Origin of the sequence: Streptosporangium sp. 'caverna', from assembly GCF_003203775.1 — a bacterium.
Taxonomy (GTDB): Bacteria; Actinomycetota; Actinomycetes; order Streptosporangiales; family Streptosporangiaceae; genus Streptosporangium; species Streptosporangium subroseum.
Genome location: NZ_CP029711.1, coordinates 3,598,466 through 3,623,477, shown reverse-complemented (window position 1 = coordinate 3,623,477; position 25,012 = coordinate 3,598,466). Strand labels below are relative to the sequence as shown.

Annotated in this window: 21 protein-coding genes; 4 read left to right on the top strand and 17 right to left on the bottom strand. The window is 68.7% G+C overall.

Annotation, left to right across the window (positions count from 1 at the left end):
• Positions 1-117 precede the first annotated feature (117 nt).
• From arc to DKM19_RS15925, 4 genes are all read right to left on the bottom strand, one after another.
• Positions 118-1,881, bottom strand: coding sequence for a proteasome ATPase (gene arc, locus DKM19_RS15940; protein WP_110696361.1), 1,764 nt, complete (start codon positions 1,879-1,881; stop codon positions 118-120).
• A gap of 177 nt (positions 1,882-2,058) precedes the next feature.
• Positions 2,059-2,961 carry a tRNA (adenine-N1)-methyltransferase gene (locus DKM19_RS15935; RefSeq protein WP_239514449.1) on the bottom strand — a complete coding sequence of 301 codons (903 nt, stop codon included), beginning with the start codon at positions 2,959-2,961 and terminating at the stop codon, positions 2,059-2,061.
• 134 nt (positions 2,962-3,095) lie between these two features.
• Positions 3,096-4,319, bottom strand: coding sequence for an aminotransferase class III-fold pyridoxal phosphate-dependent enzyme (locus tag DKM19_RS15930; RefSeq protein WP_089205518.1), 1,224 nt, complete (start codon positions 4,317-4,319; stop codon positions 3,096-3,098).
• 11 nt (positions 4,320-4,330) lie between these two features.
• Positions 4,331-5,245 carry a carbohydrate kinase family protein gene (locus DKM19_RS15925; protein ID WP_110696360.1) on the bottom strand — a complete coding sequence of 305 codons (915 nt, stop codon included), beginning with the start codon at positions 5,243-5,245 and terminating at the stop codon, positions 4,331-4,333.
• 82 nt (positions 5,246-5,327) lie between these two features.
• On the opposite strand from DKM19_RS15925, the gene DKM19_RS15920 reads away from it, so the two are divergent.
• A complete protein-coding gene (locus tag DKM19_RS15920) occupies positions 5,328-5,927 on the top strand; it encodes a TetR/AcrR family transcriptional regulator (protein ID WP_110696359.1) in 600 nt (199 codons plus the stop codon).
• A 135-nt stretch (positions 5,928-6,062) separates the two neighbouring features.
• Here the strand turns inward: DKM19_RS15920 and DKM19_RS15915 are convergent, their stop codons facing one another.
• The 4 genes from DKM19_RS15915 to DKM19_RS15900 form a co-directional block, all read right to left on the bottom strand.
• Positions 6,063-7,514: an FHA domain-containing protein gene (locus DKM19_RS15915; RefSeq protein ID WP_110696358.1), complete on the bottom strand. Its 1,452-nt coding sequence runs from the start codon at positions 7,512-7,514 to the stop codon at positions 6,063-6,065.
• On the bottom strand, positions 7,511-7,948 hold the full coding sequence (locus tag DKM19_RS15910; protein ID WP_110696357.1) for a hypothetical protein: 438 nt from the start codon (positions 7,946-7,948) through the stop codon (positions 7,511-7,513). Before DKM19_RS15910 ends, DKM19_RS15915 begins: the two co-directional genes overlap by 4 nt.
• 13 nt (positions 7,949-7,961) lie before the next feature.
• Positions 7,962-9,497 carry a hypothetical protein gene (locus tag DKM19_RS15905; protein ID WP_110696356.1) on the bottom strand — a complete coding sequence of 512 codons (1,536 nt, stop codon included), beginning with the start codon at positions 9,495-9,497 and terminating at the stop codon, positions 7,962-7,964.
• A 194-nt stretch (positions 9,498-9,691) separates the two neighbouring features.
• Positions 9,692-10,783 (bottom strand): site-2 protease family protein, encoded by a 1,092-nt coding sequence (locus tag DKM19_RS15900; RefSeq protein ID WP_110696355.1) that lies wholly within the window; start codon positions 10,781-10,783, stop codon positions 9,692-9,694.
• Positions 10,784-10,952: 169 nt separating this feature from the next.
• Here DKM19_RS15900 and DKM19_RS15895 point away from each other — a divergent pair, with 169 nt between their 5' ends.
• From DKM19_RS15895 to DKM19_RS15885, 3 genes are all read left to right on the top strand, one after another.
• Positions 10,953-11,849 carry a RecB family exonuclease gene (locus tag DKM19_RS15895; RefSeq protein WP_110705749.1) on the top strand — a complete coding sequence of 299 codons (897 nt, stop codon included), beginning with the start codon at positions 10,953-10,955 and terminating at the stop codon, positions 11,847-11,849.
• A gap of 206 nt (positions 11,850-12,055) precedes the next feature.
• Positions 12,056-13,249, top strand: a complete 1,194-nt coding sequence (locus tag DKM19_RS15890) for a sensor histidine kinase (protein WP_110696354.1) — start codon at positions 12,056-12,058, stop codon at positions 13,247-13,249.
• Positions 13,249-13,932 carry a response regulator transcription factor gene (locus DKM19_RS15885; RefSeq protein ID WP_110696353.1) on the top strand — a complete coding sequence of 228 codons (684 nt, stop codon included), beginning with the start codon at positions 13,249-13,251 and terminating at the stop codon, positions 13,930-13,932. Before DKM19_RS15890 ends, DKM19_RS15885 begins: the two co-directional genes overlap by 1 nt.
• A 140-nt stretch (positions 13,933-14,072) precedes the next feature.
• Here DKM19_RS15885 and DKM19_RS15880 read toward each other — a convergent pair whose 3' ends face one another.
• From DKM19_RS15880 to DKM19_RS15840, 9 genes are all read right to left on the bottom strand, one after another.
• Positions 14,073-15,128 carry an ABC transporter ATP-binding protein gene (locus tag DKM19_RS15880; protein WP_089205509.1) on the bottom strand — a complete coding sequence of 352 codons (1,056 nt, stop codon included), beginning with the start codon at positions 15,126-15,128 and terminating at the stop codon, positions 14,073-14,075.
• Positions 15,125-16,105, bottom strand: coding sequence for an ABC transporter ATP-binding protein (locus tag DKM19_RS15875; protein ID WP_110696352.1), 981 nt, complete (start codon positions 16,103-16,105; stop codon positions 15,125-15,127). Before DKM19_RS15875 ends, DKM19_RS15880 begins: the two co-directional genes overlap by 4 nt.
• A 3-nt stretch (positions 16,106-16,108) precedes the next feature.
• On the bottom strand, positions 16,109-17,017 hold the full coding sequence (locus DKM19_RS15870; RefSeq protein ID WP_110696351.1) for an ABC transporter permease: 909 nt from the start codon (positions 17,015-17,017) through the stop codon (positions 16,109-16,111).
• 31 nt (positions 17,018-17,048) lie between these two features.
• A complete protein-coding gene (locus DKM19_RS15865; protein ID WP_110696350.1) occupies positions 17,049-18,053 on the bottom strand; it encodes an ABC transporter permease in 1,005 nt (334 codons plus the stop codon).
• Positions 18,054-18,056: 3 nt separating this feature from the next.
• Positions 18,057-19,730, bottom strand: a complete 1,674-nt coding sequence (locus DKM19_RS15860; protein WP_162641529.1) for an ABC transporter substrate-binding protein — start codon at positions 19,728-19,730, stop codon at positions 18,057-18,059.
• 215 nt (positions 19,731-19,945) lie between these two features.
• On the bottom strand, positions 19,946-21,004 hold the full coding sequence (locus tag DKM19_RS15855; protein WP_110696348.1) for an ABC transporter ATP-binding protein: 1,059 nt from the start codon (positions 21,002-21,004) through the stop codon (positions 19,946-19,948).
• A gap of 52 nt (positions 21,005-21,056) precedes the next feature.
• A complete protein-coding gene (locus tag DKM19_RS15850) occupies positions 21,057-22,097 on the bottom strand; it encodes an ABC transporter ATP-binding protein (protein WP_110696347.1) in 1,041 nt (346 codons plus the stop codon).
• On the bottom strand, positions 22,094-23,107 hold the full coding sequence (locus DKM19_RS15845; RefSeq protein WP_110705748.1) for an ABC transporter permease: 1,014 nt from the start codon (positions 23,105-23,107) through the stop codon (positions 22,094-22,096). Before DKM19_RS15845 ends, DKM19_RS15850 begins: the two co-directional genes overlap by 4 nt.
• Positions 23,108-23,188: 81 nt before the next feature.
• The gene (locus DKM19_RS15840) at positions 23,189-24,967 is read right to left on the bottom strand and encodes an ABC transporter substrate-binding protein (protein ID WP_110696346.1); all 1,779 of its coding nucleotides are present in this window, start codon (positions 24,965-24,967) and stop codon (positions 23,189-23,191) included.
• Positions 24,968-25,012 lie beyond the last annotated feature (45 nt).

The following is a 25,012-nucleotide window of genomic DNA, read 5'->3' as shown; positions in this document are numbered from 1 at the left end:
TGTGACGCCCGTTCACTTCTGTTCATTCCTGTGACGGGTGTGAAAACGGAATAAACGCCATAAAACGCCGACGGCGTGGTCTCCTCGACGGAGGGGACCACGCCGTCTGTGCGCTTGCTAGAGGTACTGACCGGTGTTGGCCACCGTGTCGATGGAACGGCCGGCCTCTGTGCCCTGCTTGCCCGTCACAAGGGTGCGGATGTAGACGATCCGCTCGCCCTTCTTGCCGGAGATCCGAGCCCAGTCGTCGGGGTTGGTGGTGTTGGGCAGGTCCTCGTTCTCGGAGAACTCGTCCACGCAGGCCGCCAGCAGATGCTGGATCCGCAGGCCCTTCTGCCCGGTCTCGAGGAACTGCTTGATCGCCATCTTCTTACCGCGGTCCACGATGTTCTGGATCATGGCGCCGGAGTTGAAGTCCTTGAAGTACAGGACCTCCTTGTCACCGTTGGCGTAGGTCACCTCGAGGAAGCGGTTCTCCTCGCTCTCGGTGTACATCCGCTCGACGACCCGCTGGATCATGCCCGCGATGGTCCCCTCACGGCTGTCGCCGTGTTCGGAGAGATCTTCGGGGTGGAGCGGGAGCTCCGAGATGAGGTACTTCGAGAAGATGTCCCTGGCCGCCTCGGCGTCCGGCCGCTCAATCTTGATCTTGACGTCCAGGCGGCCGGGCCGCAGGATCGCCGGGTCGATCATGTCCTCGCGGTTGGAGGCGCCGATGACGATGACGTTCTCCAGCCCCTCGACACCGTCGATCTCGCTCAGGAGCTGGGGAACGATGGTGTTCTCGACGTCGGAGGAGACGCCCGAGCCTCGGGTCCGGAAGATCGAGTCCATCTCGTCGAAGAACACGATCACCGGGGTGCCCTCGGAGGCCTTCTCCCGAGCCCGCTGGAAGACCAGGCGGATGTGCCGCTCGGTCTCACCGACGTACTTGTTGAGAAGCTCGGGACCCTTGATGTTGAGGAAGAAGCTCTTGCCGGACTGGCCGGTCTTCTCCGCGACCTGCTTGGCCAGGGAGTTGGCGACGGCCTTGGCGATGAGCGTCTTGCCGCAACCGGGCGGGCCGTACAGCAGGACCCCCTTGGGCGGGCGAAGCTTGTGCTCCCGGAAGAGGTCGGCGTGCAGGTAGGGAAGCTCGATGGCGTCCCGGATCTGCTCGATCTGCCGCATGAGGCCACCGATCTCCTCGTAGGAGATGTCGGGCACCTCCTCCAGGACGAGCTCTTCGACCTCCGACTTGGGGATGCGCTCGTAGACGTAACCCGAGCGCGACTCCAGCAGCAGTGAGTCGCCGGCCCTGATCGGCTGGCCGATCAGGGAGTCGGCCAGTTTCACCACCCGCTCCTCGTCGGCGTGCGAGATCACCAGCGCGCGCTGGCCGTCCTCAAGGAGCTCCTTGAGCATCACGATCTCGCCGAGCTCCTCGAATCCGAGGGCCTCGACCACGTTGAGCGCCTCGTTGAGCATGACCTCCTGGCCACGCCTCAGCGAGTCGACATCCACCGCCGGACTGACGTTCACTCGGAGTTTGCGGCCACCGGTGAAGACTTCCACCGTGCCGTCTTCTCTGGCTTCAAGGAACACACCGAACCCGGACGGCGGCTGCGCCAACCGGTCTACTTCCTCCTTGAGGGCGACGATCTGGTCCCTGGCCTCCTTGAGGGTGGCCACCAGACGCTCGTTCTGGCCGGTGACGGCCGCGAGATTCGCCTGTATGTCATGGAGACGCTCTTCGAGAATCCTGGCCTGCCGGGGAGACTCCGTCAGCTTCCGACGTAACGCGGTGATCTCCTCCTGCAGGAAGGAGACCTGTGTTGTGAGGTCAGCGACCTCCCGTTCGCGCTGCGCGGCTCGAGCCTCAGCGTCGTCGCGAGCTGCCACGGCGTCACCTCCTTCCCAGTCGAGACCGACTACTTAAAACCCTACCCATCTGGGGGCTCTCGCTTACCTAGCTGAGCGGTGTTCGTATGGCTACATTAAGTGCGTAGTGATTAATCCCTTTTAGTGCGTTTAGTGCCTAGAAGCATAAGAACACGGCAATCTGTTCCCGTGGACTCCTCAGCGTACTGTCGTGGCCGAATCGTCATCATGCGGCGTGGACGTAGACGTTGACTCCTCGACCTGTACCCCCTTAGCCGGACGCCTACGGCGGGGTGGCGGTGTCACCCCGTCGGCCATGCGACGGGCCGTGACGAGAAACCCGGTGTGGCCGACCATCCTGTGATCGGGTCTCACCGCAAGCCCTTCGACATGCCAGTCGCGAACCAGGGTCTCCCACGCATGAGGCTCGGTGAAACTCCCGTGTTCGCGCAGAGTTTCGACGGTACGGGACAATTGGGTCGTGGTCGCTACATAGCAGCAGATAACACCACCCGGAGTGAGTGCCTTGGACGCGGCGTCGACGCACTCCCACGGAGCCAGCATGTCGAGGATGATGCGGTCGACGTCGCTCTCGTCGAGGGACTCCACGAAGTCACCGACCACCAGGCGCCACTGATCCATCGGGCCGCCGTAGAACTTTTCCACGTTCTTGGTGGCGACCTCGGCGAAATCCTCGCGCCGCTCATAGGAGGTCACCGTTCCCTCGGACCCCACGGCACGGAGCAGGAAACAGGTGAGAGCCCCGGAGCCGACCCCCGCCTCCACGACGCGCGCGCCGGGGAAGATGTCGGCCATTCCGACGATCTGCGCCGAGTCCTTCGGGTAGATTACCGCCGCGCCGCGCGGCATGGAGAGCGTGTAGTCGGAGAGCAGATGCCTGAACGCGAGATACTGGGTGCCGCCGGACGAACGCACCACCGAACCCTCGGGCTGACCGATCAGCTCACTGTGCGGGATTCCGCCCTTGTGCGTGTGGAACACGCCGTCTTCCTTCAGCGTCACCGTGTGACGCTTGTTCTTGGGGTCGGTGAGCTGAACCTGATCCCCGGCCTGAAACGGCCCATGCCTGCGAAAACCCATGCCCGCAAGGTTATCGGCGTACGGCGGCGCCCGGTTCCGGTCAAGGATCGACAAGGAACCGGGGCGCATAGAAAACCCGACGCTTCCGGCAGATATCAGGCAGCTCTTACCGGATGTCTCCCCCGCTTCCCGGGTCAGTCCGCGCCGAACGCGGCCCTGAGCTTGGCGTAGGCGGCGTCGGTGCCCTGGAGCGCGCGGTCGATGTCGGCGTCGGTGTGGGCCGCCGACAGGAACCAGTTGTGCCAGGGGTGGAGGTAGACGCCCTCCCGCAGGCAGGCCGAGGACCAGAACATGGCCTTCTCCAGGGTGGCGTCACCCTCGAAGGAGAGCCACGGGATCTGTACGGGACCCGTCTGGTTGACCACGAAGCCGTGCGAGGCGGCCTGGGCCGCGAGACCTTCTCTGAGGCGGGTGCCCGCGCGCTCCATCAGGGCGACGCCGCCGATGTCGCGCAGGGTCTCGATGGTGGCCTTGGCGGCGGCCATCGGGGCGGCGTTGAACCAGAACGAGCCGGTGGAGTAGATCGTCTGGGCCGGGCCCCGGAGGGAGTCCACACCGGTGACCGCGGCGATCGGATAGCCGTTGGCCATGGCCTTGCTGAAGGCGTAGAGGTCGGGGCGGACGCCCAGGGTCTCCCAGGAGCCGCCGAGGTCGAGCCGCCAGCCGCCGCGCACGTCGTCGATCACCAGCGCGGCGCCGATCCGGTCGGCCAGGGCCCGCAGGCCCCGGGCGAACTCGCCGGCGGCGAGTTCCTGGTCCTCGAAGGAGTCATGCTTGAACGGCGTCACGATGATCGCGGCGACGTCGCCCTCCGCCTGGGCCGCGGCGGCCTCGGCGCTGGCCAGGTCGTTGTAGGTGTATTCGATCAGGTCGGCGCGCTCGTTGGGCGTGGTGCCCGAGAGGCTGGGCGTGCACCAGGGGTCGGCCCCGTGGTAGGAGCCGTGGGCCATGAGCACCTTGGTCCGGCCGGTGGCGGCCCGGGCGATCATCAGGGCCTGGGTGGTGGCGTCGGTGCCGTTCTTGGAGAACATCACCCACTCGGCCTGCGGGATGGTCTCCACCATCAGCTCGGCGAGCTCCACGTAGACCGGGCCGGGGCCGTTGAGGCAGTCGCCCTCGGCGAGCTGCGCGGCGACCGCGGCCTCCACCGCGGGATGGCGGTGGCCGATCACGATGGGGCCCCAGGAGCACATGAGGTCGACGTACTCGCGTCCGTCGGCGTCGCGCTGGCGGCAGCCCTCGCCCCCCACGAAGAACTGCGGGTAGCCGGGGCCGTGCAGGGCCGCGTTGAGATGGCCGTACATGCCGCCGGGCACGACCTTGGCGGCCCGCTCCCTGAGGTTGGCGTCGTTGAACATATGTCTCTCCTTCACTCCTTGTCGCGCAGTTCCCGTGCGCCGTCCAGGCCCGCGTCCGAGCCGAGGCCGCCCGCGACGCGGGCGGCCACCGCGGTGCCGAGCCGGGCGGCGCCGACGACCTCGCGGCCGTCGACCAGACCGGCGATGAACCCGGCGCAGTAGGCGTCGCCGCAGCCGGTGGTGTCCACGACCGGAACGTCGAGCGCGGGGACGCGGGTGATTCCGGACGCCGTGGCGATGAGGCTTCCCTCGCCGCCCAGCGTGACGAGCACGGCCGTGGGCCCCTCGCCCAGCAGGGCGGTCGCCGCCTCCTCGACCCCGCTCGCGCCGCTCATCAGGAGCGCCTGCTCCTCGTTGGGCAGGAGGTAGTCGATGTGCGGCAGGAAGCTCCGGGCCCCCTGCATCAGATCCGGCATGTTCGACAGCAGGTCCATGGTGACGACCGTGCCGCCCCGTCGCGCCTCGTCCAGCAGCGCGAAGAACGCCGGGTCGTACAGACCCCAGGTCACGTCCATGCCGCCCAGGTGCACGACCTTCGCGCCGAGGACGCGCTCGCGGTCCAGGTCGGCGGGGGACAGGCTCAGGTTGGCGCCGGGGACGTGGAAGGACGGTCGCCCGCCGTCGGGCCGGATGGGCAGGATCGAGGCCGCGGTCTGCTCGCCGTTCTTGCGGACGATCCCGGCCACGTCCACCCCGTGCCGCCCCATGACCATGAGGAGGAAGTCCCCGAGCTCGTCGTCGCCGACGGCTCCCATCGAGAAGACGTCGACGCCCAGCCTGGCCAGGTCGACGGCGGTCCCGGCCGCGGCGCCCGCCGCGGTGATGCGGATCTGCTCCAGCAGGTGGGTGTCCTGCCCGTCCGGGATCGACTCCACGGGCCTGGCGAGCACGTCCACGATGTGCACCCCGAGGGTGACGACGGTCATAGCGAGTCCTCCTCATATCCTGAGCGGATAATAGACGGGCGTCCGACTACAATGTCAACGAGTCAGCCCGGGAGGGATCGCGTTGCCGAAGATCGTCAATCACAGGGAGCGCCGCGAGGAGGTCGTGGAGGCCACTCGCCGCATCATCCTGCGCGAGGGCATCGAGGCCGCCACCACCAGGGCCATCGCCAGGGAGGCCGGTTACTCCAACGGCGTGCTCACCCATTACTTCGCCGACAAGGACGACATCATGCTGTCGGCGCTGCACTCCTCGCACCGGCGCATCGTGGAGCGCCTGCGCGGCAAGCTCGCCGGCCTGACCGGGCTGGCCGCGCTGCGCGAGCTCCTCCTGGACAACCTGCCGCTGGACGACGAGCGCGTCCAGGAGAGCGGGCTGGAGATCGGCTTCTGGAGCCGCAGCATGACCAGCCCGGCCCTGCACCAGGCGCAGCGCGCCGAGGCCGAGGAGCTGCGCTACCTGGTCCGCAGCCTGCTCGGCACGGCGGCCGAGGCCGGAGAGATCACCACGACGGAGGATCTCGACGACGTCGCCGAACGACTGCTCGCCCTGGTCGACGGGCTGAGCGTGCACCGCCTGCTCTATCCCGACCGGCTGGGCGCCGAGCGCCTGGAGAGACTGCTCGGCGCCGAGCTCGACCGGCTCCGGCCGACCAGCGCGTAGAGCCGATCCGCCTCCCCCTTGGCGGTGGGCCGCCCGCCCACGTCGCCAGGACACGAGCGTGAACGAGCTCGGGCCCCGGAGCCAGTGTGGACCGACGGAGTCAGTGTGGACCGACGCCCGGGGGACGCCGGTCCTCTAGCGGTTGCGGTGCGACTCGTAGCGCATGGTGCGGGAGACCCCGATCCGCACGGTCGTGCCGGGCAGGATCGCGACCGGCTCGTTCGGCGGGATGTCGTAGAAGTTGGGATCACCGGGCGGCTGGATCTGGGTGCCGTTGACCGAGCCCAGGTCCACCAGGTTGACGTCCCAGCCGTCCAGCGCCACCCGCAGGTGACGGCGGGACACCGACCCGTCGGGGCTGGTGACCTTGGCCGGACGGACCGAGCCCTCCGCCACCTCCGGAGCGCGCTCGGGGTCGCGGCCCACCAGGTAGTCGGTGTCGAGCCCGAGCGTCATGCCGTCGTCCAGGAGCAGCACTCCCAGCTGCGGGCGCGGACCCTTGTAGGGGACGAGCGTGCGCTGCACCAGCGCGATGCCGCAGACCGCGCAGTACGGCACGCGCGGGTCGTTGAAGTGGTCGTTCTTGCAGTCGACCCCGTAGACCAGCGGCCGCGACTCCGACTCGGGAGCAGGCCCCTGAGGCTCCGGCACGGACGGCGGACCGCCCGGCGTCAGCGGTTCGTAGTCGAACGACTGGTCGCGGACGTCGATGGGGTCGCCGCCCATCCCGCTCGACCTGGCGGTCGCTATGTCCTCGTGCTGGACGATCGGTATGGGCCCGGAGATCGGTCCCTGGTTCTGCGGCGAGATCGCCGGGATGGGCTCGGAGTGCCATGCCTGTGGCGCGGCCTGCGGCTCCCGAGGCGGTCGCGGCGCCTCCTGGGGCTGCGGGGCGGACACGTAGGGCTCCGCGGGGCCCATCGGATAGGGGGCGGGCCGTACGGCCTCCACGGCCTCCACCGCCTCCGCCTGCGGCTGCCACTCGGGAGCGGGGGCCGCCGGGGCCGGTGGGGCCGGAGCAGGGGCAGCCGGCTGAGCCACAACCGGCTGGGCCGCCTCCCGGTGCGGCACGGGCTCCGCGTAGGGCGCGGACCGGGCGGAAGGCTGTTCGGCCTTCACCTCGGACAGGTCACACCAGACCCCGCCACCGACGATCACACCGGAGTCCAGCCGGGCGAGCGGATGCGCCTTCCCGGCCTCCGGCAGGCTCAGTTTCACCCGGGTCACCGGGCCCGGCACCAGCCGGTCGGACCATGTGAGCGCGTCACGCCCGGCCAGCTGGACCTCACCGGCCGCGCCGGTCACCGAGGCGAACGCCGGGCCGCTGACCAGCACGGCCACTCCGCCGTTCACCGGACCCGCGACGGCGCACGCCACCGGTTCGCCCATCATGACGGCGAGCACCTGGGCCACGCGGCGAGCCAGCGCACGGCCGTCACCGCCCGAGGACGCCGTCTCCCTCACCGCCCCCAGCAGGTCTTCGACGACGGCCTCGGCCGCGTCACACACCAGCAGCAGGCCGCCCACATGAGCCACCAGCCCGTTGCCCGGAAGCGGACGCACCACCCCGAAGCCCTGGTCGGTCAAAGAACTCTCCCTCCCCGGAAGCGCCACCGGATGAACGGCACACGCATGGGACCGTTCGCCACCAGCCACATGCATACCCAGACGAGTGTGAAATGCGTCCAGAAGGCGGCCGGCGGAACCGGATCAATGAAATTAACTGCACTGGACCGTAACAAAAAGTACAGCACTAGACCCTCAGGTACGAGCGTCAGCAAACCGAACAGGGTCGGCCAGTCCTTCTCCCACCGGAACTGCATGAGGAAGTGATAGATCAGCTCCCAGACGATCCCCAGGACGCCCACCGCCACCAGGACGAGGAACCCGCCCGCGTAGCGGTCGCCGAGTGGCCCCGAGGGGCCGGGAAGCACCGGCACGACCAGCAGAGTGATGATCACGCCCACGGTGGCGAGCAGGAAGAGCCTCGTCTGGATACGCCCCAGCAGGGTTGGAACCACGGGGAATCGCTCCTTACACCGGAGAGTTGCGGGCCCATTTGAGCCACTGCGAGGTCGACCGCAGCGGTCCCATCTTCCGAACGAATCCCCGTCCTGCCAGGTCGTCGGCGATCTCCTGGGCCGCGATCTGCAGCCCGAGGAAGGTGTCGACGCCCGGGAAGTAGCCGCCGAGCGTCGCCGATCCGGAGGCGTAGAGGGCTCCGTCGCCGCTCGCCGTCCCCTTGACCTCGAAGTGGCGCTCCACGTCGAGCCGGCCGACCGGGTTGCGGCCCGCCCCGCCGTGCCGGAGCAGGTCGGCGAAGACCCGGTGCTCGGCGATGTCGGCCTCCAGGCCGGTGCAGTCGATGATGTAGTCGGACACGGGCTCGCGGACGATGCCGTCGCCGCTGCGCACGTAGCTGACCAGTTTCCCCTCCGGGGTCCGCTCCACCCGGTCCACGGTGCCCTGCACGGCGTGGTAGTAACCGCCTTCGCGGCCCGCGCGCATCTGTTCCTGCCAGCGCCGCCGGTAGGGGGTGTTGGTGCCGCCCATGTTCTTGTATTTCTGCGCGCGCTCGGCGCCCTCGAGCTTGCGCATCTCCGCCTTGAGCTGGCCGCCCCACACCGACTTGGGGTAGTTGAAGCCCTGGTAGGCCCAGCCGTTCCCGCCCTTCCTGCGCGACCAGGCGTTCGGCCCGTGGGAGCCGGTGACGAAGGTCCGGAAGATGTGAACGATCTGGGTCTTGAGGTCCAGCTTCTCCCGATCGTCGAACAGACGCTGCAGCACCCGGGACGCGACGATGCCGCCGCCGCGGACGACGACCGTGCCGGGGCGGGTCTTCAGGAACTCGTAGACCTGCTCGTGCGGCTCGTAGGCGTTCACGACGTGCTGGTAGTCACCGTGTTCGGTGCGGAACTCCTGCAGGTCGGGCAGGAACTTCAGCCCCGGATAACCGACCGCGACGTGGACGAAGCGCGAGCGGAAGACGATGCGCTTGGTGGGCGCCGCCCCCTCGGGCGGGGTGATCACGGTGAAGTAGCCGCCGTCCGACCGGCGGCGGATCATCCGGACCTGGCCCTTGACCAGCATGTCCCAGTAGCCGATGCGCTTGGCCTCGCGCTCGAGGTTCTCGAAGACCGTACCGGCGCGTGGCGTCCAGTAGTCGTTCAGCAGCGGCTCGGTGAGAATCTGCCACAGATACGACGGCTTCTTCTCCTTCCAGGCCTCTTCCAGGGCGTAGGAGGGGAACCCCCACAGATTGTCGGGGCGGGAGGAGGAGTCGGAGCGGATCCGCTCCTTACGGGGGATCTGCGAGCACCGGGTGAGGAACTCGTAGGTCTGCCACGGGTGGTCGATGTTGGACACCACCCGCATCTGGGAGGTGGGGACGCCGTAGATCCGCAGGTAGTCGAGCGTCACGAAGGATCCCATGCCGCCGCCCACCGTGAGGAAGGGAATGTCGTATATGGGGATTCCAGCGGAGGCGACCATTTGATCGGTCCATTGGGGCGAGCCGAGCAACTCCGGAGTCAGATCACCGGCCGTCGCCGACGCGTGGGGGGATGCCAATTGATCGTCCCTAAGCTACTTGGTGCTCTCTTATAGCTACATGGCCAACCAGTTCGGTAGATCAAAACAATCGATCAAAACACTAGTCCTGGTGAAAGCCGAAAACGAGTGGGACAAACAGGGCTATCTTCCCTCGCCGGCTCACTTTTCCGGTGAACGCCCGGTGAGACTCGTGGAAATGACGGTCGGGTCGCTCAGACCCCGCTGAAGACCCGGTTCACGTCCGACGTGGCCAGCACCCCGAAGATCTCACCGCCACGCTCGACCAGAAGGTATTCGCCCGCGGGGGTCTCGCGCATGGCGTCGATCAGCGGCTCCCCCTCCAGGTCGGCGGCGAGCACCAGCGACGGTTCGAGGCTGCGCGACAGCGAGCCCGCGGTCACCCAGGGACGGCGGCTCTCGGGGGTGGCCTCCACGGCGACCTCGTTGACGATTCCCGTGGGGTGGCCCTCGTGGTCCACCACGACCATCGCCCCCGCCTTGGCCTCGGCGGCCCGGCGCAGGGCCTCGGCCAGCGGCACGTCACCGGTCACCGCGATGGCCCGCCTGGCCAGGGCGCGGGCGTTCACCTTCGGGATGCGGGCGCGCACCCGGGCGCTGCGCAGGGACTGGGTGGCGCCGAACCAGATGAAGGCGGCCAGCAGCACCGGCCAGAGGAGCGTGGTCAGCTCCTGCGGCTGCCCGCTCACCAGCGCCAGCCCGATGGGGACCACCAGCAGGACGACGGCCAGCCCACGGCCTCCCCAGGCCGCGGCGATCGTGCCGGAGGTGGGGCTGTGGGTGATCTTCCAGATGCCCGCGCGCAGCATGCGCCCGCCGTCGAGCGGCAGCCCCGGCAGGAGGTTGAAGACCCCGACGATCAGGTTGGAGAACCAGAGCTGCCAGATCAGGACGGCGATGACGCTGTACGGGTCGATGAACTGGGAGGCGACGAAGCCGATGCCGGCCAGCCCGAGGGAGAGCACGGGCCCGGCGAAGGCCACCATGAACTCCCGGCTTGGGGTCTCCGGCTCGCGCTCGATCTCCGAGACGCCGCCGAGCAGGTAGAGCGTGATGCGGCGGACCGGCAGGCCGTACATCTTGGCGACCACGCAGTGCGCCAGCTCGTGCAGGAGCACCGACACGTACAGCAGCACGGCGAAGGCGAACGCGATGAGATAGGTCACCGGGACGCTCAGCTCGGGCAACCGGGAGGCCATGACCGGCTGGAAGGAATAGGTGATGAACGCCGCCACGATGAACCAGGTCGGCGAGACGTACACCGGGATGCCGAACGGCCGTCCCATCCGCAGTCCTGGGTTGTCCTGGCGCGGACTCTCGCTGCTCACCTCTGGCTCACCACTCCTCGCTGAACTCCACCTTCAGGCCTCGATGCTACGCGCCGTCAGGCCCTTCCCGATCGCTCCGAGACCACCTTGAGCACAAACTGTCGCCACTGTGACCTACAGTGCGGACATGCCACTGACCGAGCCCACGATCATCGGAGCCCTGTCGCCGTCCCGCGCCGGTGACTTCATGACGTGCCCGTTGCTCTACCGGTTCCGGGTGATCGACCGGCTCCCGGAGCCCCCGTCCCCCGCCGCCGTGCGGGGCACGATGGTCCACTCGGTGCTGGAGCGCCTCTACGACCTTCCCGCCCCCGAGCGCACCGTCGCCGCGGCCCAGGACCTGCTGGAGCCGCAGTGGCTGAAGCTGCTGGCCGAGGAGCCCGCCTACGGCGAGATGTTCGCCGGCGACCAGGAGCACGCCCAGTGGCTGGCACAGGCCCGCGCCATGCTGGAGCGCTACTTCACCCTTGAGGACCCCACCTCCCTCGAGCCCGCCGAGCGGGAGCTGTACGTGGAGGCGATGCTCGCCAACGGCCTGATGCTGCGCGGTTACATCGACCGGCTGGACGTCGCGCCCACCGGCGAGGTCCGCGTGGTCGACTACAAGACCGGCAGCGCGCCGGGGCCCGCCTTCGAGGCCAAGGCCCTGTTCCAGATGAAGTTCTACGCGCTGGTGCTGTGGCGGCTGCACGGCTCGGTGCCCCGCCTTCTCCAGCTGATGTATCTCGGGGGCGGGGGCGAGGTCCTGCGCTACACCCCCGACGAGGCGGATCTGCGCGCCACCGAGCGCAAGGTGCAGGCCCTGTGGGAGGCCATCGAGCGAGCGCTGGAGACCGGCGAGTGGCGTTCCAGGCGCAGCCGGTTGTGCGACTGGTGCTCCTACAAGGAGCTGTGCCCGGAGTTCGGCGGCACTCCCCCGCCCCTGCCCGAGCGGCAGCCGGGCGACACCGTGCGCAGCACCCGCCGCACCCCCAGGGCGGACAGCTCGACCCGGGCCGGCAGAGCGGCCACGGACGAGCTCTGACCGCCCGCGGCACGCGCGTTCCCTCTCCCCTGAGCGGGGCCTCCCGCGCCGTCGCACGGGGCCTCCCATCGCCGTCTCGCGGGGTCCTGCCGCCGTGGCGGGAGGACCCGTCGCCGTGGCGGGAGCCCCGGGTCCTCCGTGGGGATGAGAGGGGATATCCCCCTGTGGCAGGGTGGCCGTGAAGGTGGGGCACCTAAATTGATTGTGTGCGCAACACCTTCGGCAGCCTGCGATCCTGGCTCCGCGACCATCCGCTGGTTCCCGACGCGATCTCCGCGACGGTGCTGGCTGCCCTCGCGGTCCCCTGCTCCTACCTTCCCTCCCTCTTCGGCGACCCGGTCGTGCTGGGAGAACCCGACGCGCTGAGCCTCGCCCTGATCGTGATCGGCTGCCTGTCCCTGACGTTGCGCCGCCTCTGGCCGTTCCTGATGCTCTTCCTGGTCATCGTCATCGACACGACGCTGGCGTCGACGGGACAGAGCGCCTCCCTGGTCTGGCTCGCCGCACTGGCGATGGTCTACACGATCGCCAGCCGGCGCGGACTGGCGCTCAGCCTGGGCGCGCTGGCGCTGAGCTTCATCGGCCACACCTTCTCCGCGGTGGTGGCCGGTGGTCTCGGCGACTGGAGCTCCCACCTGCTCGTGGCCGTTCTCACCATGACCCTGTGGATCGCCGGCCGGAGCGTCCGGCTGAGCCGGGCCTACCAGGCGGAGCTCCGCGACCGCGCCAGGCGCATGGGACGTGCCAGGGAGGCCGACACCCGGGCGGCCAGGGCCGAGGAGCGCTCCCGCATCGCCCGTGAGCTGCACGACGTGGTCGCCCACCACGTGAGCGTGATGACCGTCCAGGCCTCCGCCGCGCGCCGGGTGCTGGCCACCAACCCCGACGGGGCCAGGGAGGCGCTGTCGGCGATCGAGGAGATGGGCCGGACCGCGATGGCGGAGATGCGCAACATCGTGGGCGTGCTCAGGACCGACGGGACGCCCGCCGAGCGCGGCCCGCAGCCGGGGGTGCGGGAGATCCCCACGCTGGTCGACCAGATGCGTGAGGCGGGGCTGCGGACGCAGCTGTGGATCGAGGGTGAGCGGGGCCGGCTGTCCCCCGGCGTCGACCTGGCCGCCTACCGGCTGGTCCAGGAGGCACTGACCAACAGCCTGCGGCACGCGGGGCCCGAGGCCCGCGCCTGGGTGACCGTACGGCACGAGCCCGGCGAGCTGGCCATCCAGATCGAGGACGACGGCCTCGGCCCACCGGCCGGCGGCTCCGATGGGGAACAGGGCGGTCACGGTCTGGTGGGTATCCGCGAGCGCGTGGCCCTCTATGGTGGACTTCTGAGGATCGGCCCGCGTTCCGGGGGCGGGTTCGAGGTCAATGCCCGATTCCCCCTCAAGGACATGTGATGACGATCAGAGTGCTGCTGGTGGACGACCAACCACTTCTGCGCACCGGTTTCCGCCTGATCCTGGAGGCAGAGCCGGATCTCACCGTGGTCGGGGAGGCCGGGGAGGGCAAGGCCGCTCAGGACCAGGCCCGTGCGCTGCTGCCGGACGTGGTCCTGATGGACATCCGGATGCCGGGTGTGGACGGCATCGAGGCGACCCGCCGGATCGTCAGGGAGGCCGCGAGCGGCGCCCACGTGCCCCGGGTGCTGGTGCTGACGACCTTCGACCTCGACGAGTACATCGTGGAGGCGCTGCGTGCCGGGGCCAGCGGGTTCCTGCTCAAGGACGTCCCCGCGGATGAGCTGGTGCAGGCCATCCGGGTGGTCGCGGCGGGAGACGCCATCGTCGCGCCCAGCGTCACCAGGCGGCTGCTGGACAGGTTCGGCGCGCACCTGCCCTCGGCCTACCAGCAGTCCACCCCCGCCCGCCTGGACCGGCTGACCGAGCGCGAGCTGGAGGTGCTGCGGCTGATCGCCAAGGGCATGTCCAACGCGGAGATCGCCGCCGAGCTCGTGGTGAGCGAGACGACGGTCAAGACCCATGTCGGCAACGTGCTCACCAAGCTCGGCCTGCGCGACCGCGTCCAGGCCGTGGTCCTCGCCTACGAGACCGGCCTGATCACCCCCGGCGCCATCCCCTGACGGACGCCGTGCCTCCCGGCCCGGCGGCCGCCGGCGAGGGCCCGATCCGCCCCCGGGACTCATGACCGGTCCGGACGACGGAGGCACTCACTCGTCGGCGGCCGCCGGGCACCGGGTCCGCCCGGCCCGGTGACGCCCCGTCAGGTGACGGGGACGCCGACCTCGGTGGCGGTGGGGTCGTGGGCGCTGGCGGCGGCCCGGATGCGGCCCGCCGCGATCTCCTCGACCCAGTGACAGGCGACCTTGCGGCCGGGGCGCGCCTCCCGGAGCCCGGGCTCCTCGTCGGCGCAGCGCGTCGGCTGCCGGAACGGGCAGCGGGTGTGGAACCGGCAGCCGGGCGGGATGTTCACCGGAGACGGCAGGTCCCCGGTGAGCAGGATCCGCTGCCTGCGCTCCTCGACCTCGGGGTCCGGGATCGGAATCGCCGACATCAGCGCGATCGTGTAGGGGTGGAGCGGCTCGGCGTACAGCTCGTCGGAGGGAGACTCCTCCACCAGCGCGCCGAGATACATCACGCCGATCACGTCGCTGACGTGACGCACCACCGCCAGGTCGTGGGCGACCACGACGTAGGTGAGACCCAGCTGCTCCTGCAGGTCCTCCAGCAGGTTCACGATCTGCGCCTGGATCGAGACGTCCAGCGCGGAGACCGGCTCGTCGGCGATGATCAGGCGGGGGTTGAGCGCGATGGCCCTGGCGATGCCGACGCGCTGGCGCTGGCCGCCGGAGAACTCGTGGGGGTAGCGTCTCGCGGCTCCGGCGGGAAGCCCCACGATGTCGAGCAGCTCCCGCACCCGCTTGGAGCCGTCCCCGGTGAAGCCGTGGGTCCGAAGCGGTTCGGTGAGCACCGACTCCACGCTCTGGCGGGGATCGAGGCTGGCGAACGGATCCTGGAAGACCATCTGCATGTGCCGCCGGAGCAGGCGGGTCTGCTCGGGGCTCTGCGCCCCGACGTCCACGCCGTCGAACACGACGGTCCCGGCCGTGGGCTCCACCAGTCTCAGCACGGCCTTGCCGAGCGTGCTCTTGCCGCAGCCCGACTCCCCCACCAGGCCGTAGGTCATGCCCTGCCCCACGTCGAGGTCGACGCCGTCGACGGCCCTGACCTGGCCGACGACCCGCTGCAACAGCACGCCCTTCTTGACCGGGAAGTGCACCTTCAGCCCGCGGATCGACAGCAACGGCTCGGAGCTCATCGGTTGACCGCCTTGGCCTCGATCGGATTGAAGCAGCGCAGGCTGTGCGAGCCGCCGTACAGCTCCGGCGCCGCCCGGGCGCACTCGTCGACGCGATTACGGCAGCGGGGGGCGAACGCGCATCCCCGCGACCACGGGAGGGTGTCGCGCGGGGAGCCCTGGATGGGCTCCAGCCGCTCGCCGCGCGGCCGGTCGAGCCGGGGCACGGAGGCGAGCAGGCCGGCGGTGTAGGGATGGCGAGGGCTCGCGAAGAGCTCGTGCCGGGACGCCCGCTCGACGATCCGGCCGGAGTACATCACGTGGACGGTGTCGCACATTCCGGCGACCACCCCCAGGTCGTGCGTGATCAGGACCAGCGCGGTTCCGGTGTCGGCGACCAGTCCCTTGAGCAGTTCGAGGATCTGCGCCTGGATGGTGACGTCCAGCGCGGTGGTGGGCTCGTCGGCGATGAGCAGCCGGGGGCTGCAGGCCAGCGCCGCCGCGATCAGCGCGCGCTGGCGCATGCCTCCCGAGAGCTGGTGGGGATACTCCCTCAGCCTCCTTGCGGGGTCGGGTATGCCCACCCGGCGCAGTAGCTCGGCCGCCTCGGCCCGCGCCTCCCCCGAGCTCAGGCCGCGGTGCCGTACGAGCACCTCGGTCACCTGGACCCCGATGGGCACGACCGGGTTGAGCGAGCTCATCGGGTCCTGGAAGACGATGGCCATGTCCCTGCCGCGCAGGGTGCGCAGTTTGTCGGCGGGCAGGGTGAGCAGTTCGGTTCCGTCGAAGGCGATGCTCCCCTCCACCAGCACGCCGCGCCTGGGCAGCAGCCCCATGACGGCGAGGGAGGTGACGGACTTGCCGCAGCCCGACTCCCCGACCAGGCCGACGGTCTCGCCGGGGGCCACGGAGAAACTGACGCCGTCCACGGCGCGCACGTCCTCGCGGCCTCGCTGGCGGAAGACCACGCTGAGCTCTTCGACTTTGAGCAGACTCACTCGTCACCGCCGGTACTTGGGGTCGAGGGCCTCGCGCAGCGACTCCCCCAGCAGGGTGAAGCCGAGTGCGGCGAAGATGATGGCCAGTCCGGGGAAGACCGCGAGCAGCGGCGCGCTGGACAGGTAGCGCTGGGTGTCGGCCAGCATCCGGCCCCATTCTGGGATGCTGGGGTCGTTGCTGGACAGGCCCAGGAAGGCCAGACCGGCCGCGTCCACGATGGCGGTGGCGAGGGTGAGGGTGCCCTGCACGATGACCGGGGTCAGCGAGTTGGGCAGGATGTGGCCGAGCACGATCCGGCGCCGTCGCACCCCGACCGACGTGGCCGCCAGCACGTAGTCGGACTGGCGCTGGGCCAGCATCTGGCCGCGCAGCAACCGGGCGAAGATCGGTACGTTCACCACCGCGATGGCGATCATCACGGCTTCCAGCCCCGACCCCAGCATGGCGGCGACGCCGATGGCGAACAGCAGGCCGGGGATCGCCAGCACCATGTCGACGAAACGCATCACGACGGTGTCGACCACCCCGCCGAAGGCCCCCGCGAGCAGGCCGAGCAGCAGGCCGCCCGTCATGCCGAGCAATAGCGAGACCACGCCGATGACCAGGGACCAGCGGGCGCCCCACAGGATGCGGGTGAACTCGTCACGCCCCAGGTCGTCGAGGCCGAACCAGTGCTCGGCGGACGGACCGGGGATGGAGGTGGGGGTGACCTGGCCGACCGGCTTGTCCGGCGGAAAGGGCGCCAGCCACGGGGCGAGCAGGGCGACCGCGACGAACAGGAACACCAGGATCGCGCCCGTGATCGCGACCGGGTTGCGCCGCAGCCGGCGCCAGGCGTCCCTGCCGAGACTGCCCCCGGCCCCGTCTCCGGCGTCTCCGGCCAGGACCTCTTCGGCCTGGGACAGACTCATGCGCTCCACCTCGTCCAGGCGTCGTGTCCGCTCACGTGACCCTCACCCTCGGGTCGATGAGCCCGTAGGCGATGTCGACCAGCAGGTTCACCAGGACGAAGACCACGGCGGTGAACAGGATGAAGCCCTGCAGCACCGCGTAGTCCCTGGCCATGATCGAGTCGGCGATGAACTTTCCGAACCCGGGGAAGGCGAAGACGGTCTCGGTCAGCACCGCGCCGCCGAGCAGCAGGCCGACCTGCAGCCCGATGATCGTGATGATCGGGAGCATCGCGTTGCGCAGCACGTGCCGTCCCCGGATCGTGGCCGGTCTGAGGCCCTTGGCCTCGGCGGTGCGCACGTAGTCCTCGTGGAGCACGTCCAGCACCGAGGCGCGGGTGATGCGCACCACGATCGCCAGCGGGATGGTCCCGAGGGCGATCCCGGGCAGGATCAGGTGCCTGAAGGCGTCCGTGAAGGCTTCGAGATTCCCGCTGACCAGGCCGTCCAGCACGTAGAACCCGGTCGGGTGCACGACGTCGAGCAGCGGGTCCTGGCGGCCGTCGGTGGGCAGGATCCCGAGCTTCTCCGCGAAGACGAACTTGAGCATGTAGCCCAGGAAGAAGACCGGGATCGTGATGCCGAACAGCGACCCGGCGACCGAGAGGTGGTCGAGCCAGCTGCCGTGACGGCGGGCGGCGAAGTAGCCGAGGGGGATGCCCACCCCCACCGCGAAGATCATCGCGGTGAGGGCGAGCTCCATCGTGGCCGGGAAGGTCCGGAGCAGCTCCTCCAGGACCGGGTGCTGGGTCCGGGTGGACACACCGAGGTCTCCGCGCAGGAGGTTGCCCACCCACGTGAAGTACTGCTCGTACCAGGGCCGGTCCAGGCCGTAGAGCCTTCTGACCCGCTCTACGGCCTGCGGCGTGGCCCGCTCCCCCAGGAGGGCCTCCGCGGGCCCTCCCGGCAGTGCCCTGACCCACAGGAACAGCAGGATCGACAGTCCCAGCAGGATCGGGACGAGTAGCGCCAGTCGTCTGACGACGAACCTCAGCATCCGTCAGGACAGCGAGATCGTGGCGAAGACGTCGTTGAGCACCGGGCTCGGCTCCCACCCCTGGACGTTCTTGGCCGCGGCCGAGAACGAGGGACTCTGCGCGTACGGCACGCCCGGGACGAACTCGGCGATCAGCGCGTTCGCCTGCTTGTACAGCTCCTCACGCTTGGCCTGGTCCGGCTCCTGCTCGGCGTCGTTCAGCACCTTGAAGATCGGCTCGTTCTTGAACGACCACTGGCTGGAGAAGGACTGGAAGAAGGTGCCCAGGAAGTTGTCGGGGTCGCCGAAGTCGCCGTTCCAGCCGAGCATGAAGAGCGGGCAGTCACCGGCCTGGGTGGTGTTCAGGTAGTCGGGGCTCCAGGGCGAGGTCTTCGGGTTGACCTTGAAGCCCGCGGCCTCCAGGTCGGCCTTCATCAGCTGGAAGTTGCCGGCCGGGTCGACCATGTAGGCGCGGCTGACGCCGCTCGGATAGCAGAACTCCAGCGTCGGGTTCGCCTCGCCGGACTCGGTGATGAGCTGCTTGGCCTTGTCCACGCTGTAGTCGTACTTGGCGAAGTCCTCGGTGTAGCTCCACAGGCTGTCCGGCATGAACGCGTTGGCGACCTTGGCGCCGGCGCCGTACTTGGTCTTCACCACGTTCTCGCGGTTGATCGCGTGGGCGATCGCCTGACGGATCTTCTGGTTCTGCATGATCTTCGTCTTCTGGCTGAAGCCGAGGTAGCCCATGTTGAACGGCGCCCGCTCGATGACCTGCACCCCGGCGCTCTTGAGCGACTCCAGGTCGGCCGGGTCGGCGTAGTCGAAGGCGTGGACCGAACCCGCGCGCAGTGCCTGCGCCCGGTCGGCGGCCTTCTCGATGGGCCGGTATATGATCTTGCTGAGCTTGGCCTTCTCGCCCCAGTAGTCGTCGTTGCGGACCAGCTCCAGCTTGTCGCCGCGGGTCCAGGAGGAGAACTTGAACGGCCCGGTGCCGACCGGGTGCTCGGTGCCGAACGTCCCGGTGAACAGCGGCGACTCGGCGGTCCCGCCCACCTCGTCGGCCTTGTAGTCCTTCAGCGCCTTGGGACTGGCGATGGCGAACGACGACAGCGTCAGCGCCGACAGCACCGCGGCGGACGGCTCGGTGAGCTTGAGCTCCACGGTGTTGTCGTCCTTGGCCGCGCACCCGCCGTACAGGCTCTTGCCGAGGGTGTCGGACTCGTTCTTGGCGAAGCCCCGGAACACCGTCACCCAGTAGTAGGAGACCGAGTCCGACTGCGACAGTCCGGTGAAGTTGTACCAGCGCTCGAAGTTGGCGCAGACCGCGGCGGCGTTGAAGGCCTCGCCGTCGTGGAACTTCACTCCCTGGTGCAGCTTGAAGGTGTAGGTCTTGGCGTCCTCGCTGACCTCCCAGCTCTCCGCCAGGCTGGGCGCGACCCCGGTGCCGCCCTTCTCGGTCGTCACGAGCGTCTCGAAGATCTGGTTGGTCACCCGGGACGACTCACCGTCGCTGTGGTAGGCCGGATCAAGGATGCTGGGATCCGCCGAGGAGGCGAAAATGAAGGTCGAGCCCTTCGCCGCATCGGTCGCGGTGGCCCCCGGTTCCGCGTCACCGCCACAGGCCGCCGTCGAGATGATCAGGACCGCGCCCACGACCACCGCCAACGTACCGCGCAGGGGCATACCGTTTCGTCGCATGCTGCACCTCATCGCCGTTTTGCGGCCCAGACGCGGCCGTCGTGCGGACTTCTGATGATCGCAGGATCTACGTGGCGGGCAGGGCTGACCAGTCCCGGCGAGAGGCTGTAGCGCAAATGTGACAGTCGACCGTCAAGGGTGGCAACGAAACGTCTCAAACGCGAGAACGCCTGCCCTGTACGGCATGCCGTACGGGACAGGCGTTCGCCGGATACTCAGACGGTGATCGTCCCGGCGGCCACCGGCGCCGACCCGGGGGCGTTCTCCGGGAAGTGGCAGGCGACCTGGTGACGGGGGGCCAGCTCGACCAGCGGCGGCTCCACCGTCTTGCAGATCTCCTGGGCCTTCCAGCACCGGGTGTGGAACCGGCAGGCGACCGGCGGGTTGAGCGGGCTGGGCACGTCACCCTGGAGGCGGATGCGCTCGCGGTCCTTGCGACGGGCCGGATCGGGGACCGGCACCGCGGACATCAGGGCGGTGGTGTACGGGTGCATGGGCGACTCGTACAGGTCCTTGCGGTCCGCCAGCTCGACGATCTTGCCGAGATACATGACCGCGACCCGGTCGCTGATGTGCCGGATGACCGACAGGTCGTGCGCGACGATGACGTAGGTCAGGTCGAGCTCTTTCTGCAGGTCCGCCATCAGGTTGACCACCTGGGCCTGGATCGACACGTCCAGGGCGGAGACCGGCTCGTCCGCGATGATGAGCTTGGGCTTGAGCGTCAGCGTGCGGGCGATGCCGATGCGCTGGCGCTGGCCGCCGGAGAACTCGTGCGGATAGCGGTTGTAGTGCTCGGGGTTGAGCCCGACCAGCTCCAGGATCTCCTGGACCGCCTTCTTGGTGCCCTGCTCCGTCTTGATGCCCTGGATCCGGTACGGCGCGCCGACGATGGCGCCGACCGTGTGCCGGGGGTTGAGCGAGGAGTAGGGATCCTGGAAGATCATCTGCATGTCGCGGCGGAGCGGGCGGATATTCGCCTGGGACATGTGGGTGATGTCGTGGCCCTCGAACAGGACCTTGCCCCCCGTCGGCTCCAGCAGCCGGGTGACCAGGCGTCCCGTGGTGCTCTTGCCGCAGCCCGACTCGCCCACGAGGCCGAGCGTCTCGCCCTTGCGGACGTCGAAGGTGACCCCGTCGACCGCCTTGACGGCGCCGACCTGGCGTCGGAGCAGGCCCTTGGTCACCGGGAAGTGCTTCTGCAGCCCCTGGACGGACAGCAGCGCGTCGGGGTCGGCCGCGATCACGGCGTCCCTCTCCTCAGGCGAGCTCACGCCTCCTCCTTCGCGGGTCGCGCGCCCTCGGGGGTGCTGCTCATTGGCTCGCTCACGTGCTCTCCATCATCGGCTTGATCTCGTTGTCCCAGATGGACCGCCGCTCCTCGCGGGGCATGTGGCAGCGGACCAGGTGGCCGCCTTCCGTCTCCGCGAGCTCGGGCACCTCCGAGGTGGCCCTGCCCTCGGTCCGGCCGGCGAACGCGCACCGGGGGTTGAAGGCGCAGCCGGACGGCACATTGATCAGAGAGGGCGGAGTGCCCTTGATCGGGAGCAGCCGCTCGGTGGGCTCACGGTCCAGTCGGGGCATCGATCCCAGTAGACCCCAGGTGTAGGGGTGCTCGGGCCGATAGAAGATGTCCTCGGCGCTGCCGTACTCGATGCACTTGCCGCCGTACATCACCAGGATGTCGTCCGACAGCTCGGCGACCACACCGAGGTCGTGGGTGATGATGATCAGCGCGGAGTTGAACTCGCGCTGCAGATCCGTCATCAGATCCAGGATCTGCGCCTGGACGGTCACGTCCAGAGCCGTGGTGGGCTCGTCGGCGATCAGGAGCTCGGGGTCGCAGGAGAGCGACATGGCGATCATCGCGCGCTGGCGCATGCCGCCGGAGAACTGGTGGGGGTAGTCGTCCACCCGCTTGTCCGGCTGCGGGATGCCCACCCGGCCGAGCAGGTCGATCGCGTGCTTGCGGGCGACCGCCTTGCTGACCTTGTGGTGGATCCGGTAGGCCTCGATGATCTGGGCGCCCACGGAGTAGTACGGGTGCATCGACGACAGCGGATCCTGGAAGATCATCGCCATCTTCTTGCCGCGCAGCGTCCGCACGTGGTCCTGGTCGGCGCTGACGAGCTCCTCGCCGTCCAGCCAGATCTCACCCGAGATCTTGGCCCCGCCGCCCTTGTGCAGCCCCAGGATGCCGAGGCTGGTCACGCTCTTGCCGGACCCCGACTCGCCCACGATGCCCAGGGTCTTGCCCCGGTCGAGCTTGAACGACAGGCCGTCGACGGACTTGACCAGGCCGTCCTCGGTCGGGAAGTGGATGCGCAGGTCGCGCAGCTCCAGGAAGGACTGCGGCGGAGTCGTCATGACAGCCTCACCCTCGGGTCGACCACCGCGTACAGGATGTCCACGATGAGGTTGGCCAGGACGATGAAGAACGCCGCGAACAGGGTCACACCCAGCACGACGGGCAGGTCGTTGCCCCGGATGGCGTCGATGACCAGCTTGCCGATGCCCTGGATGGAGAAGGTGCTCTCGGTGAGCACCGCGCCGCCCAGCAGCAGGCCGAGGTCGAGGCCGAAGATGGTGAGGATCGGGGTCAGCGTGGCGCGCAGGGCGTGCTTGACGACGACCGTGCGCTCCTTGAGACCCTTGGCACGGGCCGTGCGGATGTAGTCCTCACTCATGGTCTCCAGCATGCCCGCCCTGGTGAGACGGGCGTAGAGCGCGGCGTAGAGGAACGCCAGGGTGATCCAGGGCAGTATGAGCGCCTGGAACCACATGACCGGATTCTGGGTGATGGGGGTGTAGCTGCCTCCGCCGGGGAAGATGCCCAGCGTGTAGGCGAACACCGAGAGCGAGACCAGGCCGGTGAAGTAGATCGGCAGCGACACGCCCGCGAGCGCCACCGTCATCGCCGTCCGGTCGAGTAACGTGCCACGTCTCAGCGCGGAGATGACGCCGATGCCGACCCCGCTGATCAGCCAGATGATCGCGGCGCCGAAGGCCAGCGACAGCGTCGCGGGCAGGCGGTCGAGAAGCGTCGGCCAGACGGGCTGGTTGTTGTTGAAGGAGAAACCGAAGCAGGGCGCCGGGCACTCCGCCTTCTTCGGGCCGAGCGAGTAGTCCTGACCCGCGACGATGCCCTGCGCGAAGCGTCCGTACTGCACGAGGATCGGGTCGTCCAGGTGCATTCGCTTGACCGCGCCCTGGATCGCCTCGGGAGTGGCGTCTCGCCCCACGTAACGCGACGCCATGCCTTCGGGGGTCTGTCCCAGGGCACGCGGGATGAGAAAGAAGATCGCGAAGGTGGCCGCGCTGACAACGGCGAGCATCAGCACGGCGGCGATCACGCGGCGGACGATGAAAGCGACCACGATCGTTCGGCCGGGGTGCCCGGGAGGATCGCTCCCGGGCACCTTAGGCCTTCACCTGCCTTTGGCTAGCTGGAGGAAGAACTACTGCTGGACACCGAGCCACGTGTAGTCGTACATGCCGTAGGCCGGGTGCACATACACGTTGGTCAGGGTCGAGGGACGGTAGATGAGCGTCTTCTCGTAGACGAACGGCAGGAACGCCGCCGACTCCATGACCTTCTGGTCCACCTCGGCCCAGATCTCGTTACGGGCCGTGGCGTCGGTGGTCTGGATGCCCTTGTCGAGCAGGTCGTTCACCGACTTGTCGTTGAGCTCCATCATGTTGTAGTTGCCGGAGTCCTTGATGAAGCGACCGTCGACGATCTGCGACAGGAAACCGAAGCCGGACGGCCAGTCGGAGCCCCAGCCTGCGACCATGATGCCCAGGTTGTTCTTGTGCACGAAGTCCGGCTTGCCGGCGTACTGCGAGCTCCAGTCACCCGAGGGGTACTTCTTGATGGTGAGCTTGATGCCGACCCGGTCGAGGGAGGCCTGCATGGCCTCGGCGACCTGGACTTCCTTGGTGCGGTCACCACGGACCGCGATGTTGGTCTCGAAGCCGTTCGGCTGGCCGCAGGCCGTCAGGGCCTCCTTGGCCTTGGCCAGGTCGCCCGTGTGGTCCGCGCCGTTGGGGAACAGGTCGAACGCCTTGTAGCCGACCGTGGTCGGGGTCATCGCGGTGGTGCCGATCTCGCCGCCGAGCGGGCCGCCCCACGGCGCCTGGGTGGCGACCTTGTCGGTGGCGTACTGGACGGCCTTGCGGCACTCGATGTTGTCGAACGGCTTGACCTGGGTCGACATCATCGCGTAGCGGTTGAACGGCGTGAAGGGGTTGTCGGTGGAGTCCTTCAGCTTGGGGTCACCGACGATCTTCGCGCGAGCCGCGGTCTGCACACCGGTGCCGCCCAGGTCGACCTGGATCTGCCCGGCGAGCAGGCGGCTGTCGATGTCCTCGGCGTTCTGCTTGTACTGCACCTCGATGCGGTCCGGCAGCTGCTTGCGGGTGGTGTCGGTCGACTGGTCCCAGTTCGTGTTCTTGACGAGGTTGAGCTGCTTGCCGACCTCGTAGCTCTCGAACTTGTAGGGACCGGTCGAGGCGACGGTCTTCTCGTAGTCGACGCCCGTGTCCTTGGCCTGCGGCACCGGCGCGGTCTGCGGGTTGGCGACGAGGAAGTCGAACTCGGCGAACGGGTGCTTGAGCTTGAAGACGATGGTGTAGTCGTCCGGCGTCTCGATGCCCTTGAAGTCGTCGAGGTTCTTGTCCTTGTACGGACCCTTGTAGCCATCGGCGTCGAGGTACTGGGCGAAGTACTTCGGACCGTCGGTGAGCTCGTCGGTGAAGTTGCTGCGGGCGACGGCGTACTTGACGTCCGCGGCCTTGACCTCGGTGCCGTCGTCGTACTTGATGCCCTTCTTGAGCTTGTACGTCCAGGTAAGGCCATCGGCGCTGGCCTCACCGGGGCCCTCGGCGAGGTCCGAGACCAGCTTCAGGCCCGCGGGGCCGGGCTCGGCGGCGTAGGTCAGCAGCGGGCGCGCGTACAGGCGCGTGAAGTTCCAGTTCCAGGCGTAGTACGTGTTGCCCGGGTCCACCGAGTCGGGCTCGTCCGTCAGCGCGAACTTGAGCGTGCCGCCCTTGGCGTCAGAGGGGTTGACGACCTTGGTGTAGGCGTCGTTGTACTTGGCGGTGGAGGCCGCAGCGCCGCTGGCACCGCTCCCGGAGGTCGCGTTGCCGCCGCCGCCGGCCGTGCCGCCGCAGGCGGCGAGGCCCATGGCCAGCGTCGTGCCCATCGCGGCTAACGTCAGGACGTTGATCTTCCTCATCGTGGTGGTGTACCCCTTGTCGTGAGTGACGGTGATATAGAGGAG